Raw genomic sequence first — 15905 nt, 5'->3', positions numbered from 1 at the left:
AGTTTTAGATCTTTTTAGAAATACGTTTTAATATCAAATAATCATCCAAGGCATATTTTGAACAATCCATACTGATACCACTGTTTTTTACACCTAAGTGAGGAAGATTGATATCGTACTTCACACCGTTTTGCTGTACCTCACCAAATTCTAATCTTCGAGCAAATTCATCTAAAACAGCTTCATTTTCAGAGAAGATATAAGAAGCCAAGCCTGCTGTTGAATCATTGGCTAAAGCAAGTACCTCTTCCTTCTCCTCAAACTCCATGATCACACACACTGGACCAAAAACTTCATGCTGTAAAATGGATGCACTTCTGTCTGTCATTTCTATTACAGTTGGAGCAAAGTAACAACCTGCTTTATCCAGGGTTGTTCCACCTGCCAATACTTTTCCACCTTCCTTAACACATTCGTCTACAAAGTGCTGAACAGATTCCACTTGTGCCTTATTGGCCAAAGGTCCCATATCCACCTCTTCTTCCTTATAATAGCCTACTCTTGTCTGGTTTGCTCTTTCAACTAATTGTGTCTTAAAGCTTTTGTAAACATCACTTTGGATATAAAAACGGTTAGGTGCCACACATACCTGCCCTGCATTTCCACCAAACTTAATCGCCGTTGTGATATCCAATGCATCTTGCATATTTCCATCTTCAAACACTATAAATGGTGCATTTCCACCACATTCCATAGAGTATCTTTTGATAGATGTTTTAACAGATTGTTCAATTAATTTTTGAGCTGTAAATGTAGATCCGATCATTGTGATCAACTGAGGAATTGTACTTTCACACAAAGGAACACCTACGTTTTTTCTATTGCCATGCAGTACTGTGATCACACCTTTAGGAAAATCTATTTCATGGGCTAATTCTGCAATAATAGAAGCTGAAATTGCTGATGATTCTGAAGCCTTAATGATGATAGAACACCCTGCTGCCAAAGCCGGACCTAACTTGAATCCAAGGTTCAGTAAAGGGAAATTCCAAGCTAAAAATGCAGTCACTACACCCAATGGCTGATAGATCATTTGGTGTGTATGTGTGCCTTGACGGTCCTTTATTTCAAACCCTTCTTTTACTTTAATCTCCTCTGCATAAAACTCCAAGGCATCCAAGATACTATTGATATCTTCTTCAGAAGCCGCCCAAGTTTTACCCATCTCATGACAAACCGCTTCTCTTAATAAATCAGCGTTTTTTTCTAATTGTTGTCTGAGTTTCAACATCCACTCCACACGCTCATCAACAGAAAGACGAGACCAATATTGGAAACCTTCTTGCGCTGTTTGCAGAGCAAATTGAGTATCTTCAAAAGTGGCTTGTGCCAACGTGGCCACGGGTTGGTTATTGGCTGGACAAACTAATGAAGAAACTTCATTGGATTGTCCGTTTACCAATCTTCCATTTATATAAAGTTTTTTATGACCAAACTGCAGCTGTTTCTCTTCTATTGTTGATTGCATATTTTTCTAAATAATTTTGGTTAACATCTATTCCTAAACCTGGAAGCTGAGGTACTTTGATTTCTCCGTTTTCCACTTTGATGGCATGTGACACTACATCATCACGTAATGGGTTTTCTGTACGATCCAATTCAATCATTGGAGCGTTTCTAAACATTCTTCCAGGGTTTTGATCTAAATTGGATACAAAATGAACGGCCGCACTGATGGCAATCCATGTTCCCCATGAGTGAGGTACAATGTCTTTATGATAGCTTGAGGCTAATGTCGCAATACGCTTCATTTCTGTCAGTCCACCAGTTGCACACAAGTCTGGCTGAGCAATGTCTACAGCATCTGCATCAAACAACCTTTTAAATCCATGTTTCAAGTATTCACACTCTCCACCCGCAATAGGAATAGAAGTGTTCTCTCTCAACTTAGCGTACCCATTATAATCTTCAGGGTGAACTGGCTCTTCAAACCAACCAATATTTAAATGCTCAAGTTTCTGACATAATTCCAACGCCTCTCTATAGTTGTAAGCATGATTGGAATCGATCATTAAGCGAACGTCATCTCCTAATTCTTCTTTTAATAAGTGGACATAATGCAGGTCTTTTTCCAAGCCCAAACCCACTTTCATCTTTGCAGCTTTGAAACCTTCCTTTTTATAGAACTGTGCTTCCTTTCTTAAATCTTCATCCAAAGTGGGTGAATCTGTGAAATAGAAACCTGTGGCATACGGATGTATTATTTCATTTTTCACTCCTCCCAACAACACAGAAACGGGCTGGTTCAAAACCTTTCCTTTACAATCCCAAATCCCTACATCAATGGCACTGATTGCCGCGTTGAAAATACCACTTCTACCAAAATCCAGTGTTCTCAAATACATGTTCTGCCAGATCTTTTCATTCTCCAGCACATTCTCACCTATCACAAATGGCTTGAGGAAATTGATACCTGTTTCAATCATATCTGCAGGCCCATAACCCTCACCCCATCCATAAGTTCCGTCTTCTAAAATGATCTTTACAAGACAAATTTTTCTTGCTTTGTAGTCCCACTGAGAGAAGTAAAATGGCTTCTCTAAATCCTGTGCGATTACATAAGGTATAATATCTACTATCTTCATTTTGATTTCTTTTTTACATGTTGGAGTATCCTAAAACACAGGTAGCAAAAATCAATACTGCCAATCCCCCTAATAGCTGTTTGAATGGCTTTTGTGCTCCATCCCATTCTCCCATTCTATAACCCCAAACGTTACTGATGATCAATGAAATACCTAGCATCATTGGCCAGCCGATTACTGCTCCTAGTTCCCCCATTAAAGCGGCACCTTGACCGTATACACCTAATGCCGCAAACCAGAATAGACCAGCTAGAATAGACCACATATAGGCTTTCTGACTTCCTTTTACTTTAAACCCTGACCAAGAATTATTTTTGATCAACTGATAAATTGCATAGCCTGCATTCATAATATAGGCCCCTACTAACACGACCACCCATGCTACTAAACTTGCATCTGTAGCATTGGCATTGTATTTATTTATGGCGATATCAACAATGGGTGAAGCGTTCGAAAAACCTACATTCAATAAGGCTGATAATACGCCACATGCCACTGCTATTAACACTCCAACTTTAATCGATTTTTTCACTTGAGTCACTGCTGTATCTGGAGCAACTAGTACATCACCTTCTTCCTCATACAACTCCTCTTCTGTTTCTTGAACTACAGCATTTGATAACTTATCTCTTTGTACACCTGCATAGGCAGTAATGGCTACTCCTACTAACAAAAGCGCTACTCCCGCCAACACAATTGTGTAATTATCAGGCAATGTTTCCATCTGTACTAACGGGATCAGAGAACCCATAGAAGCGGCTAAACCCATCACAATACCATAGGTGATACTGATGCCTGTATATTCCACACTCATACCGAATAAAATACCTCCAATTCCCCAAAGGAATCCGAAGAACATGGCAATTAATAAAACGTCATTGCTCGTCTCCATGATGATGTTGAATGTATCAGGAATAGCGATCACTGACCATGCCATCGGAAAAATAATCATGGCTACTGTAGCATGAAGGATCCACCAATTTTCCCATTTCAATGGTGAAATATGTTTCATGCCTAAACCGAATGTGCCTTGAAAAAAGCTGGCACAAAGTATAAGTACAATTGCTAGTAAATTCATTTCAATGTTATTTTGCTTTCTAAAAAATGTTTGTTGTGATACGGTTATTGGCTTAACCGATCTGTGTTTAAATTACTTCCCAAAGTAAATTTCAAAGTGTATTTCCCTGACGGATGCTTCTGATAAGCAAGGGGTTTCGCTTGCATTCCTCCCACTCCCGCTTGAAACAAATCTATGTTCAAAGTGTAGTAATCTTGTTTCTTTAAGTCAAAAGGATGTTTTGCTTCGTCAATATTGCTGATGGTATAAGGCCACACTGAAAAGTTGAAAAGTCCTCTGACCATTAAATTACTCTTCCCTTTTTGAGCAGACATTTTCACCCATCTCACGTCTGTATGATTACCGTTTTCCTGAGGCATCACATAATTGTAAAAGAGATCGTCAGTGGGTTGCTTATACAAGCCTACTTTTACAGCTCGTTTTCTGTCTTCATAACTTTCCCAAGGTCCATTTCCAAAATAAGCTGTGTTTTTGAACTGTCCAGTAATACCCATTGTCACACCAAACTTTGGAAGTTCAGGCAGTTTTTCATCCGCATCTAATTCCAGCTTCACAGTCATATTTCCATCATTGAAAACGGTATAAGTTGTAGTTAAACTGATTTTATCAGTATGCTTCTGATGTACGACTACTTGCTGTGTATTCTGATTCAACTCTAAAACGCTCACTTCCTCCGTCTTCATATTAGTAGAGGCTTCCTTCCAGATTTTCATCTTATGCTGAAATTTTCTAAACCTAGAATCATTATCCGTTAATGGACGCCAGAAATTTGGTTTAAGCGGTGTTACAAGCACATCATTTCCATCCTTGTTATAAGCCTTTAAGTGCCCTTCCACTGCATCAAATTTGATGGTGAAATTCTTACCAGAGAATATGATTTCATCCGAAGACTTTTGTACTTCTAATGCAGACTTTCCTTTTGAGGTGTGCTGATACACTTTTGCATCTTGAATCTGAAGATGTTCATGAGCCACCTCATAGCCTTTCGCACACCATTTTCTATCTTGTTTTTCATGAAGTGTCACCCTCAACCAATACTCTTTATTGGGTTTGATTTTATTAGCATCGAATGGTACATCAATAGTTTTACTTTGTTTTGGAGCAAGATCTATATTCAAGAATTTTCCTGACTGAATACTCTTTCCTTCTTCTTGTAACTCCCATCTGATTTCATATTGATTAAGGTTTGTGAAGTCAAATCGGTTGATCACATGGATGGATTGCAGTGAAGATGCTTTTTCAAAGACAACGGGCTGGAATACATATTTAGCTTCCCATGCATGTGGGTTTGGCTTTTTATCTGGTGAAAAGACACCATTAATACAGAAGTTGGTATCATTTGGTAAATCACCGAAGTCACCACCATAAGCATAAAATTCATTGCCGTCTTTATCGTGCTTCACTAAGCCCTGGTCTACCATGTCCCAGATAAATCCGCCAATTAAGCTTTTATGAGAACGGATTGCATCCCAATAATCACCTAATGTTCCTAATGAATTACCCATACCGTGTACATATTCACAAAGAATCATGGGTCTATCGATATAAGGAGAATTGGCTAGGTTTTCAATCTGATCAATACGAGCGTACATTCTACTAATGACATCTACATAGGATGGATCTCTTGGATTGGCCATAAAAGGTGCTCTGTTAATCGCCTTAACAGCCTTTTTATCCTCCTTGTAATTGGGGTGCGTAGGGTCGCCCTGTGCACCTTCGTAATGAATAAATCTTGATGGATCATAATCTTTCACCCAAGCAGAAGCGGCCGCAAATGCTGGTCCTGTACCTGCTTCATTTCCTAACGACCAAGAAATTACACAAGGGTGATTTTTATCTCTTTCCACCATTCGAATCACTCTATTCAAAATAGCGGCAGGCCATCTTGGGTTTTGAGGAATATAAGAACCTAAAGCGTGTGCTTCTACATTGGCTTCGTCCATTACATAAATACCGTATTCATTGCAAAGCTGATAGAAATAAGGATCATTTGGGTAATGTGATGTTCTTACTGCATTAAAGTTGAACTGTTTCACCAATTCTACATCTTTTTTAATGTCTTCCCTTGTCAATGCTTTTCCTCTTACAGGGTGATGATCATGACGATTCACCCCCATAATTTTCACTTCCTCTCCATTGATCAATAGCTCATTATCTTTACCAAATTCCACTTTTCTAAAACCAATCTTCTGCGTTCTTGCTTCCACTATTTCACCTTCAGGGTTAGTCATTTCAAAAACCAACTGATAAAGGTAAGGCGTCTCCGCTGACCATTTGTGAGGAAGATGAACATTGGCTTCTAACATCCCGAACTTATTGACATCACGTTGAGGCCATCTTTCGTTGTAGATTTCATCTACTGAAATTTGTAATTTTTCGGCTAGGACAGGTTGCTGTTCGGTATCATAAAGTTGTGCCTTTACAGTCCATTTTTTAAGTTCTTCTGTGATAGACTTCACCCAAACTCTAGGACGGATTGAAAGTGTAGCATCTTGCATTTGAGCATCAAACTTTGTCTTTACAAAGAAATCATTCAAAGCGATTTTAGGTTGTGCTAAAAGCATCACTTCTCTATGAATACCACTCAAACGCCACATATCTTGATCTTCAAGGTAACTTCCATCAGACCATCTGAATACTTGTACTGCTAAACGGTTTTTTCCTTCCTTTAAATATGGGGTGATATCAAACTCTGCCGCCAATCGACTTCCTTGGCTATAGCCTACTTTTTCTCCGTTGACCCAAACGTAAAATGCAGAGGACACTCCACCGAAATGTAGAATTACAGACTGATCTTCCCATGCTTCTGGCACTTCAAACTCTTTCAAATAACTTCCCACGGGGTTGTCTCTGTAGATATAAGGTGGTTTGGGAGGTTGTGGACCTAGGTACGTAGACTGCTTAATTGATTTTTTTGCAAGCTCTACGATGTTTGGCGTAAAGGGGTAAACAATATTGGTATAAATCGGCTGACCGTAACCTTGTAATTCCCAATTGGAAGGAACCGGGATTTCAGCCCAGTCTTTGGCTTTAAAATTAGTTTGATAAAAGTCTAATGGGCGATCTTCTTCCTTTTCTACAAAGTTGAATTTCCACTGACCATTCAAGAAAAGTACTCTGCTTTTGTTTCTATCATCTTCCAAAGCAAGTTCGGTACTAGAATAAGAGTAAGTAGGTACTCTTGCTGATAATTTATTTTCTTCGAACATCAACTCATTTTCCCAATCATTGGTCTGACCGAAGAGGTTTTGAGTCAAAAAGAGTAGTAAAGGGATAGTAATATATTTTAGCCTCATCATAATAGTTATCTATTCATTTCAAAAATTAGTTCTCAAACGGTTGGGTTTAAAAAACTGCCACTTATGTGGCAGTTTTTACACACTATACTATTTATTACCTGTTTATAAGTCGTTCCACACCACAGGCATAAAGACCGTCATTTCGGCGTCTCCTCTATTGCTCCATGCAAAGTAAGGCACCAATTTAGTCTTGTATGGTTTGAAAATTGGTTTGTCAACTTTGTTGTACATTTTATTGTCCGATTGATCCGTTCTTAACAGCAATGTTGTTTCGATTGTAGTCACACCCCCTAATAAATCTTTATCATAAGACGCTACTAGTGGAGCGTTACCTTGAACATACACATCTAAAATTCCGTTTTCCTTTGGAATATCTGGCGTTTCCATGCAGTACACTACTGGACCTCTCTTAATCGCCACTTGATTCCTTGCTTCCTCAATTCTTGGATGACCTTCAACTAAAGTAGCCTTCATTGGCATATCAATAGAGATGATATCTCCTTTCTTCCACTTTCTATTGATCGTTGTAAACTGACCTGCAGTCACCTTCTCGCTTACCGCCTCATTATTCACTTTCACGGTAGTTCCAATAGCCCAATCAGGAATTCTTACTAAAATATCAAAAGCATCTTTCTTACATTTTTCCACAGTGATATTCACAGCTCCTTCCCAAGGATAATTTGTTACTTGATTTAAAACCAAAGCAGAACCATCCTCTAATTTTGTATCCAAACGATTTCCTCCGTAAAGGTTCACTGCGATTCCATTGTTTGATAAACTGTAAGCCCAAGCTGAAGATTTTGCAATTGTTCTCACTAAGTTTGGAGGACAACAGAAACACTCTAGATACGGCATTCTATGAGGGCTTTCAGTATTATGTTTTGCATAATCTCTTGAACCGTGCACCATTCTTAAAGGATTTGAATAGAAATAATCTTTTCCTTCAATAGAAATACCTGAAAGTGCAGAGTTATACAACACCAATTCCATCACATCAGCATATTTTGATTCACCATGTAAACCCAGCATTCTATATGAGAACATAGAGTTACAAACATTCGCACACGTTTCATTGTACGCTGTCATGTTAGGCATCATGTACTCGCCAATAAAACCTTCCTCAATCTTATCTCTATGTGATGACGCTCCATAGTGAGCCTGACCTACTGCACCTGTTACATACATTTTTTGCTCCGTAACATTCTCCCAGAGACGATCCAATGCATCTACCAATGCCTTCTCACCTGTTTCAGCCGCAACATCTGCTGCACCTGCATAATAATAAAGTGCCAAAACCGCATGACCTACAGCTTCTGATGATTCTCTCAAAGGCGTTCTCTCCTGCACCATATCACCAATCGGATAACCTTGGGTTGTAGGATGATCTTCGACCTTATATTTACCTCTGTTATTAATAAATACTTCTGCTAATGTCAGATAACGCTTATCCTTAGTAGTTCTATAAAGTTCTACCAAGCCCATAATCTGCGTTTGGTTAAAACCAAAACGACCAAATTGTTTTGTCTCAGGGCTGAAAATAGTATATAACAAGTCCGCATGTTTGATGGCAATATCTAAGAAATTACGTTGCCCAGTAATACGGTGATGAATACAAGCTGAAGTCAATAAGTGACCCGAATTGTACATTTCATGATACTTACGGTTTTCATAACGGTCCACATCATCTGTCAACTGTACGAAAGTTTGTAAGTAACCGTCTTCCTCTTGTGCCTTTTCAATGATTTCAACGTAACCATCAATCTCTTCCAGTATACTCTTATCTCCATTCTGAGCATAGACATACATTGCTGCTTCCATCCATTTATAGAAGTCGCCATCATGCCATCGCATCCCCTTGTGCTTCCCTTCTTTCATACCTGCTGCAATCTTGAAGTTATTCAAGGCATGTCCCACATCTCCTGTCAATACTTCACCCATATAAGGCACCATAGAATGTTCGGCTACGTCAAATTTTGTTGCCCAAAAACCTTCTGTCCATTTACAATCTCCTATATTGATACTTTTCAATTTTACATTAGGCGTATCTTCTTGACCTAAAATTCCTTTGTCTTGTGCTACGGACCATTGTGATAATAAAGCCGCACATGCTACTGCTAATAATTTCTTCTTCATTTCTATTTCATTTTTACTGTTGCCTGAACAGCATTTCGTTCACCTTTAATTAGAAGTGGTATTGTTTTTTACTTTCAAGCAATTTGCTCGTTCATTTAAAAAATCTTCTTTGTAATCAACAGTCACAAAATTATAGCAGGGGGTAGCTTCCAGAGTTGTTTTCCATTAATATAATGTTTCAATCCGTACACAAAGCAACATTTAGGGTGGTCCGATACTTAAAGCAACATTCTAAATCCAAAATAAAACAAACTAAATAGCTGATAATAGGAGATCTAATTTAAGTGCAGATCAATAGCAAGGTTTTAATGTTGTTTTGGGTAAAAATGACTGAAAGAACAATTGCTGACAGGAGAAAAAGAAAGTTAACAGTAAAATCACTGATTAGAACCTTATGAACAGATCCTAGTCGAGTTATTTATCAGTAGTGATTTTTTTAAAACAGGGATTACACATTAACTCAACTTACTATATATAGAAAGGAAAAGAAACAAATCGTCATAACAATAAGTTATACATCAAAATTATTAACTCCAATTCAAACAAAAGTAAATATTTACAAATCACTACTGATATATATCACTTTTAATACTCTTAAAACCTCATCTCATCCTTGTATTTATCTCACCAAAAACAAAAAATCAGAACAAAAAACGTTGTTTTTACGCTTTTCCGGAATAAAACGGCTAATAAAATTGTTTTTCTTTTAGATTAAATCGTTAAAAAACTTAAAATGAAAATGATACAAAATCAGACAAAAAGTGCTTGAAACCCCTAAAAACAGCGCTAACACGTTGCACTTGTTGACCGTCGTCATCAGAAAATAGATTCAGAAATCACTAAATTTAATTAAATAAAAATATTAAATATCATTAAGAAATAGAGGGTAACCAAAGCCGATTTTAACAGTATATATAACCATAACAATAACATATCAATCACACAATAAACATTATAATACTTATGTCATTAACAAAAAAAATCTTCGGTGCTGTATTATTAATTGCAAGCTTTTCTGTTACAACTTTTGCAGGTAATAATCCAATTAAAGATAAAAACAATATTCGAAAAAATTATAAAACTTCGACTGTAGCTACTTCTAGCACTCAAACAACTGAGGATGTTAAGGTGACAGCGAAAAAACGTAAGGGTGCTTATCACATTCAAAATAAAGCGGGTGTAAATACTTTAGCAGAAGCAAATAAAGTGGAAGCGGGTAAACAACTTGAAAGAGGGAATGCGGTATACCCTTACCAAAAATGGACAAGATAACTTACCATATATATAATACCATACAATAAAATATCAATCACACAATAAACATTAAAATACTTATGACAATTACAAAAAAACTCATCGGAACTGTATTACTTGTTACTGGTTTTGCTGCTACTACTTTTGCAGGTAACAATCCAATTAAAGATAAAAATCAACTTCGTAAGAATTATAAAACTACTACGGTAGCTACTGCTAATATTCAAACGAATGAGGATGTTAAAGTGACAGCGAAAAAACGTAAAGGTGCATATCACATTCAAAATAAAGCAGGTGTGAATACTTTAGCGGAAGCGAACAAAGTGGAAGCAGGTAAACAACTTGAGAGAGGGAATGCGGTATACCCTTACCAAAAATGGACAAGATAACTTACCACATACATATATAACCATACAATAACATATCAATCACACATTAAACATTATAATACTTATGTCAATCACTAAAAAATTCATCGGAACTGTATTACTTGTTACAAGCTTTGCTGCTACTACTTTTGCGGGTAACAATCCAATTAAAGATAAAAACCAACTTCGTAAGAATTATAAAACTACTACGGTAGCTACTGCAAATATTCAAACGAATGAGGAGGTTAAAGTGACAGCGAAAAAACGCAAGGGTGCTTACCACATTCAAAATAAAGCGGGTGTGAACACTTTAGCGGAAGCGAATAAAGTGGAAGCAGGTAAAAAACTTGAAAGAGGAAATGCTGTATACCCTTACCAAAAATGGACAAGATAACACACCACATACACATATAACCATAAACAATTACATATCAACCACACATTAAACAATAATACTTATGTCATTAACAAAAAGAACTATCGGAACTGTATTATTGATCGCTAGCTTTTCTGTAGCATCTTTTGCAGATAACCCGATTAAAAATAAAAATCAAATTCGTAAGAATTATAAGAGAGCTAAAGCACCTACTACAGCAAGTATTCAAACGACTTCTGACGTACAGGTGAAGGCTAAAAAGCGTAAGGGCGCTTACCACATTCAAAACAAAGCCGGTGTCAACACTTTGAGCGAGGCAAATAAAGTGAACGCAGGTAAAAAACTTGAAAGAGGGAATCCGGTATACCCTTATCAAAAGTGGAAAAAATAATTCTTAATAAGTTTTTATTAAGTAGCATCTATCTGAAAAGGTAGATGCTTTTTTGTTATATAGCTATGAATTTATTCTTTTTGCAAAAAAAAAAGAATAATTCAAATAGCATGAAGTACCTATACTCCGTTATCATTTTATTGGTAACTTTTTCTTGTTCCTCCAAAAAGGAAAAACTTTCTATTCAACAATTAAAAGCTGGCGATATCATTTTTCAGGATGTAGACTGTGGCCCTTTCTGCGAAGCTATTAATAAGGTCACATCAGGTGTTGACGGAAAGAATTTTTCTCATTGTGCAATTGTTGCCTCTGAAGGTGATTCTCTTTTTATTATTGAGGCTGTAGGAAAAGGGGTAGTGAAAACTTCTTTTGATGCATTTTTCAGCAAAGAAACAGGCAGTGGAGGTACTTTGGTAGGCAGAATGAAACCAACATTCAGTGGCCTGGCTCCCAAAGCTTCAAAAAATGCTTTCCAATACCTCGGTAAATCTTATGATGAGGTTTTTGATATTGAGAACGATAAATATTACTGTTCTGAACTGATCTATGAAACGTATAAAGAAGCCAACAACAATCAGGAGGTTTTCAAATTATACCCTATGACTTATAAAGATCCGGATACGAATGAGTTTTTCCCTATTTGGGTAGATTATTTTAAAGAATTGGACTACAAAATTCCAGAAGGTGAGGCAGGGCTTAACCCTGGAGGCGTCTCTAAATCAGATTACTTAGACATTTACGAAATAAACCTTTAGAACTATGGAGCTATTAGAGAAAATTCAAAACCTGATTGGAGCTTCATACATTGAAGAAGTGGAGATGATCCAACAGCTTTGGAGTGGTTATGGAAGCATAAAAAGATATAATGTGGAAGGATGCGAGTATTCAAGCATCATTGTAAAACATGTACAGCTTTCCTCTCAAAAGAATCACCCTAGAGGATGGAATACGAATCTCTCTCACTTGAGAAAGGTAAAATCATACGAAGTGGAAACGTACTGGTACCAGCATTACAGCAATGCATGTGATGAAAATATGGTCGTTCCTGAGTGTTTGGCTTTTGACGAATTCAATGGTGACGTTTTGATCATCATGGAAGATTTAGATCAGATTGGTTTTCCAGAAAGATTGCATCAAGTGGGATTTACGGAGATAGATGCTTGTTTGAAATGGCTGGCATTTTTCCATGCAAAATTCCTCAATCATACTACTGAAGGGCTTTGGGAAATTGGTACCTATTGGCACCTAGATACCCGACCTGACGAACTGAAAGCTTTGGAGGATCTTCCACTGAAAAAAGCCGCCTCCAAAATTGATCATGCCCTCAATCAGGCAAAATATAAAACCCTCGTTCATGGAGATGCAAAACTAGCTAATTTCTGCTTTTCCGCAGATGGAAAGAAGGTTTCAGCCATTGATTTTCAATATATTGGCGGTGGAATTGGAATGAAGGATGTAATTTACTTTATTGGTAGTTGTATGTCTGAAGAGGAGTGTGAAAAGTATGAAGAAAAATTTCTAAATACCTACTTTTCATATCTTGAAGAAGGAATTCAACTCTATCACCCTTCGATCGATCCTAAGGAAGTAATCACTGAATGGAAAGGCCTGTTTAAAATGGCTTGGACAGACTTTCACCGCTTTCTAAAAGGGTGGAGCCCTGGGCATTGGAAAATCAACTCATACAGCGAGAAATTATCCCAATCCGTAATCCAACAATTCCAATAAAATGGGACTATCAACAGAAACTTACAACCTATTACTGCAAAAGGGCATTGAGGCAGCATTAGAAGCAGGAAAAATCATACAATCCTTTGATAAGAAATCTCTCAACATAGACAAAAAGGAAACGTTTAAAAGTTATGCCACACAAGTTGTAACTGAAGTAGATTTTTTGAGTCAGGAAAAAATTTTAGAAATACTCACGCCTACTATTCTGAAGTATGACCTTGGATTGCTGACTGAAGAAAGTCAGGACAATGAAAGCAGGTTTAACAAGGATTTTTTCTGGTGCATTGACCCACTAGATGGTACGCTTCCGTATATTGAACAAAATGATGGATATTCTGTTTCCATCGCCTTAGTAAATAAAGATGGGAAAAGTATAATGGGGATTATCTACAATCCACAAACTGATAGTCTGTACTATAACACTCATGACAATAAACTCTATAAAAACAATAAGCTTTTTCAACTTCCTGAAAAGGAAAATGACCTCTTCCTGGTTTTTGACAGAGGCTTTATGAAAAGAGAAAATATTAATATGATTTACGGCTATTTTAAGAAGCTCAACTACCCTAAACCTACTGTAGTTTCTCATGGCGGTGCCTGTATGAATGCTATTTGGGTGCTTGAATCAAAAGCTAGAGCGGCTTATTTCAAGTTGCCTAAAAAAGAAAAAGGAGGAGGAAGCCTTTGGGATTTTGCCGCTACCAGTGCTTTATTCGGCCGACAGAAACTATATGGTTCAGACATAAAAGGCTGTCAATTGAATATCAATAAAAGCGAGCCTTATTTTAATGAAGAAGGAATCATCTACACCAATGACCCTACGCTCATGAATGATATTATTTTGCTGAATGAAATCTTAAATCATTAAAAGATGTTTCAAACATGTTCTAAACGCATAAAAAAACCAAAGATATGATCTTTGGTTTTTTGTTTTGATAATGAATAAATACTACTGTTCAATCTTTATATGTTTGACTTTATAAACTGCTTACATCATACTTTTGTTTTAAGTGATCGATGTTTTTATGATTCACATCCTCACCCGTTAACACATAATGCTGTATTCCCACTAAATAATCCTTCAAATCTTCTTTCATAAAAGGCTTCATTACATCGCCTAAGAAAAAAGGAGTAGTTTCATACTGGAAAGAGAAAATCAGCTCGCAAGTATTAGCGTCTTTCGGTATCAATTTGTATTCTGCAAAAGACTCTTCCTCCTTCAATGGAGTACCATGCACATGAAATACTTTCACTTTAAAAGAATAATTATCTGGATTGAAGTCCACCTGCTTTTCATGGATATAAGATGTTCCTTCATAATTGAAATTACATACTCTTTCTGCTCCTTCTCCCGCTCTTTCAAATCCATTGATCAATGATGAACTTACAATGTTAGGGTTCGTTTTCGCAATCCCTCCAAAATCTTCACCTACAACAGCCCAAACTTTGTCTACTCTAGCTGGGATGTATTGTTTAATTGTGATTTTATTCGTTCGCTCTCTAGTAAAAATAAATGACGTTAGACCTGTGACTACAATAATTAATGCGATGAATAATAGATACTTCTTTTTCATGATTTCGATGTTTTTAGTATGATTTATTTTTCTTAATACAAATATCTGTTTATTCTGAAAATTACAGTTGGCAATTTAGCCCTAACACTTGGTCAAATAGCCCAACATTGAAAACAATGGAATTCAACAGAAAACCAAAAAACACTAACTAACTGTTTACCAATTATTAAGACAAATGAATTGCTTTTTAGTTTAACATTAACCATATTTAAATAAACCTAATATTTGTACGTCATGAAAAGCATAAAAGATTATATTCTAAATTTCATCATTGGTGTATTTCCCTTTTTAGCATTGGCTTACCACCTCTTTTTTGTGCATCAAGCCTACAAGCTGAAAGGGTTATTGGCAGCTGCCATTTCCTTCTTCACTCCTCTCTTAAGTGATACATTTTGGTTCTTCTATACTATGAATCTAAATGGTTTCAGACTAAGTCATACCATTGGAATAGCAGGCCTATTTGCAGGTGCACTATGGTATTACTGGGGAAAAGATGAAAGACCTCATCAACATGCTTAACCGCAATGTTTAAAATGAAAAACAAACCCCTCAGACATGATTTTCTATCACATCTGAGGGGTTTATTCTTTTGTTACAAGAGAATATTTGTATTGAATGCGGATGATATTATCCTTTACAGAATTAATTTATCTACACTGATTTCATCTTTATAATTTATCAATGATATTCTCCATCAAAAGTAGCTGCAGTTCCTGTACCTGCTTTCTATCGTATTCTTTGATACTTATGGAGATCGTCTCTCCATTTTTCAATTTAAGTAGAAGAAACTCCTTCTGTAACACACATGAATGCAAATAAGAGAACTTCAGTTTAATTCCTTTCCCAGTACCCAGTTTCAGGTAAATCTGTTTCTTATTCCACTCTACATAGTCTTTAAACCACCATACTCTGCTTTGATACAGCAACAGCAGTCCAAACCCTACTATTATCAAAATATTCTCAAGAAGTTCTGAAATCCCAAAATTATCTGAAAAGCTTCCTAGTGCCACCACTAAAAAACTGAAGCCTAGAATAATTTTTTCAATGTAAGAAGGGATATTATAAATTTTAATTGTCTTCATTGGCCTAAAAATAAAAAAGCTGACAAGTTCTGCA

15 protein-coding genes are annotated in these 15905 nt (G+C 36.7%); 8 read left to right on the top strand and 7 right to left on the bottom strand.

What is annotated here, in order from left to right:
• Positions 1-4: 4 nt before the first annotated feature.
• The 5 genes from HHU12_RS08400 to HHU12_RS08380 all read right to left on the bottom strand — a co-directional run bounded on the left by HHU12_RS08400 (position 5) and on the right by HHU12_RS08380 (position 9095).
• Complete coding sequence (locus tag HHU12_RS08400; protein WP_169656293.1) at positions 5-1468, bottom strand: aldehyde dehydrogenase family protein; 1464 nt, start codon at positions 1466-1468, stop codon at positions 5-7.
• Entirely contained in the window at positions 1425-2585 is a 1161-nt protein-coding gene (locus HHU12_RS08395) for a mandelate racemase/muconate lactonizing enzyme family protein (RefSeq protein WP_169656292.1), read from the bottom strand. The genes HHU12_RS08400 and HHU12_RS08395 overlap by 44 nt, the downstream gene beginning before the upstream one ends.
• A 13-nt stretch (positions 2586-2598) precedes the next feature.
• Complete coding sequence (locus HHU12_RS08390; protein WP_169656291.1) at positions 2599-3663, bottom strand: L-rhamnose/proton symporter RhaT; 1065 nt, start codon at positions 3661-3663, stop codon at positions 2599-2601.
• A 44-nt stretch (positions 3664-3707) separates the two neighbouring features.
• Positions 3708-6962, bottom strand: coding sequence for a glycoside hydrolase family 2 TIM barrel-domain containing protein (locus HHU12_RS08385; RefSeq protein WP_169656290.1), 3255 nt, complete (start codon positions 6960-6962; stop codon positions 3708-3710).
• 102 nt (positions 6963-7064) lie between these two features.
• Entirely contained in the window at positions 7065-9095 is a 2031-nt protein-coding gene (locus HHU12_RS08380) for a glycoside hydrolase family 127 protein (RefSeq protein WP_169656289.1), read from the bottom strand.
• 963 nt (positions 9096-10058) lie between these two features.
• On the opposite strand from HHU12_RS08380, the gene HHU12_RS08375 reads away from it, so the two are divergent.
• The 7 genes from HHU12_RS08375 (at position 10059) to HHU12_RS08345 (ending at position 14083) form a co-directional block, all read left to right on the top strand.
• On the top strand, positions 10059-10367 hold the full coding sequence (locus tag HHU12_RS08375; RefSeq protein ID WP_169656288.1) for a hypothetical protein: 309 nt from the start codon (positions 10059-10061) through the stop codon (positions 10365-10367).
• A gap of 62 nt (positions 10368-10429) precedes the next feature.
• Entirely contained in the window at positions 10430-10738 is a 309-nt protein-coding gene (locus HHU12_RS08370; RefSeq protein ID WP_169656287.1) for a hypothetical protein, read from the top strand.
• Between the two features lie 64 nt (positions 10739-10802).
• A complete protein-coding gene (locus HHU12_RS08365; protein ID WP_169656286.1) occupies positions 10803-11111 on the top strand; it encodes a hypothetical protein in 309 nt (102 codons plus the stop codon).
• A gap of 64 nt (positions 11112-11175) precedes the next feature.
• Complete coding sequence (locus HHU12_RS08360) at positions 11176-11484, top strand: hypothetical protein (RefSeq protein WP_169656285.1); 309 nt, start codon at positions 11176-11178, stop codon at positions 11482-11484.
• Between the two features lie 110 nt (positions 11485-11594).
• A complete protein-coding gene (locus HHU12_RS08355) occupies positions 11595-12239 on the top strand; it encodes a YiiX/YebB-like N1pC/P60 family cysteine hydrolase (protein ID WP_169656284.1) in 645 nt (214 codons plus the stop codon).
• Between the two features lie 4 nt (positions 12240-12243).
• On the top strand, positions 12244-13212 hold the full coding sequence (locus HHU12_RS08350) for an oxidoreductase family protein (RefSeq protein WP_169656283.1): 969 nt from the start codon (positions 12244-12246) through the stop codon (positions 13210-13212).
• 1 nt (position 13213) lies between these two features.
• Positions 13214-14083 (top strand): 3'(2'),5'-bisphosphate nucleotidase CysQ family protein, encoded by an 870-nt coding sequence (locus tag HHU12_RS08345; RefSeq protein ID WP_169656282.1) that lies wholly within the window; start codon positions 13214-13216, stop codon positions 14081-14083.
• Positions 14084-14192: 109 nt separating this feature from the next.
• Here HHU12_RS08345 and HHU12_RS08340 read toward each other — a convergent pair whose 3' ends face one another.
• A complete protein-coding gene (locus tag HHU12_RS08340; protein ID WP_169656281.1) occupies positions 14193-14789 on the bottom strand; it encodes an SRPBCC family protein in 597 nt (198 codons plus the stop codon).
• Between the two features lie 234 nt (positions 14790-15023).
• Between HHU12_RS08340 and HHU12_RS08335 the strand changes: the two genes are divergently transcribed.
• Entirely contained in the window at positions 15024-15308 is a 285-nt protein-coding gene (locus tag HHU12_RS08335) for a hypothetical protein (RefSeq protein WP_169656280.1), read from the top strand.
• A 149-nt stretch (positions 15309-15457) separates the two neighbouring features.
• Here HHU12_RS08335 and HHU12_RS08330 read toward each other — a convergent pair whose 3' ends face one another.
• Positions 15458-15871, bottom strand: coding sequence for a hypothetical protein (locus tag HHU12_RS08330; protein WP_169656279.1), 414 nt, complete (start codon positions 15869-15871; stop codon positions 15458-15460).
• Positions 15872-15905: the final 34 nt, after the last annotated feature.

The organism is Flammeovirga aprica JL-4, assembly GCF_012844305.1.
In the GTDB taxonomy this organism is placed as follows: domain Bacteria; phylum Bacteroidota; class Bacteroidia; order Cytophagales; family Flammeovirgaceae; genus Flammeovirga; species Flammeovirga aprica.
The sequence above is the reverse complement of the archived record's forward strand: the minus strand, read 5'-3'. Positions and strand labels throughout refer to the sequence as shown.

What these genes read in the sequence shown, in the direction of transcription:
- HHU12_RS08400 (WP_169656293.1), bottom strand. Translation starts at nt 1,468, where the DNA reads ATGCAATCAACAATAGAAGAGAAACAGCTGCAGTTTGGTCATAAAAAA.
- HHU12_RS08395 (WP_169656292.1), bottom strand. Translation starts at nt 2,585, where the DNA reads ATGAAGATAGTAGATATTATACCTTATGTAATCGCACAGGATTTAGAG.
- HHU12_RS08390 (WP_169656291.1), bottom strand. Translation starts at nt 3,663, where the DNA reads ATGAATTTACTAGCAATTGTACTTATACTTTGTGCCAGCTTTTTTCAA.
- HHU12_RS08385 (WP_169656290.1), bottom strand. Translation starts at nt 6,962, where the DNA reads ATGATGAGGCTAAAATATATTACTATCCCTTTACTACTCTTTTTGACT.
- HHU12_RS08380 (WP_169656289.1), bottom strand. Translation starts at nt 9,095, where the DNA reads ATGAAGAAGAAATTATTAGCAGTAGCATGTGCGGCTTTATTATCACAA.
- HHU12_RS08375 (WP_169656288.1), top strand. Translation starts at nt 10,059, where the DNA reads ATGTCATTAACAAAAAAAATCTTCGGTGCTGTATTATTAATTGCAAGC.
- HHU12_RS08370 (WP_169656287.1), top strand. Translation starts at nt 10,430, where the DNA reads ATGACAATTACAAAAAAACTCATCGGAACTGTATTACTTGTTACTGGT.
- HHU12_RS08365 (WP_169656286.1), top strand. Translation starts at nt 10,803, where the DNA reads ATGTCAATCACTAAAAAATTCATCGGAACTGTATTACTTGTTACAAGC.
- HHU12_RS08360 (WP_169656285.1), top strand. Translation starts at nt 11,176, where the DNA reads ATGTCATTAACAAAAAGAACTATCGGAACTGTATTATTGATCGCTAGC.
- HHU12_RS08355 (WP_169656284.1), top strand. Translation starts at nt 11,595, where the DNA reads ATGAAGTACCTATACTCCGTTATCATTTTATTGGTAACTTTTTCTTGT.
- HHU12_RS08350 (WP_169656283.1), top strand. Translation starts at nt 12,244, where the DNA reads ATGGAGCTATTAGAGAAAATTCAAAACCTGATTGGAGCTTCATACATT.
- HHU12_RS08345 (WP_169656282.1), top strand. Translation starts at nt 13,214, where the DNA reads ATGGGACTATCAACAGAAACTTACAACCTATTACTGCAAAAGGGCATT.
- HHU12_RS08340 (WP_169656281.1), bottom strand. Translation starts at nt 14,789, where the DNA reads ATGAAAAAGAAGTATCTATTATTCATCGCATTAATTATTGTAGTCACA.
- HHU12_RS08335 (WP_169656280.1), top strand. Translation starts at nt 15,024, where the DNA reads ATGAAAAGCATAAAAGATTATATTCTAAATTTCATCATTGGTGTATTT.
- HHU12_RS08330 (WP_169656279.1), bottom strand. Translation starts at nt 15,871, where the DNA reads ATGAAGACAATTAAAATTTATAATATCCCTTCTTACATTGAAAAAATT.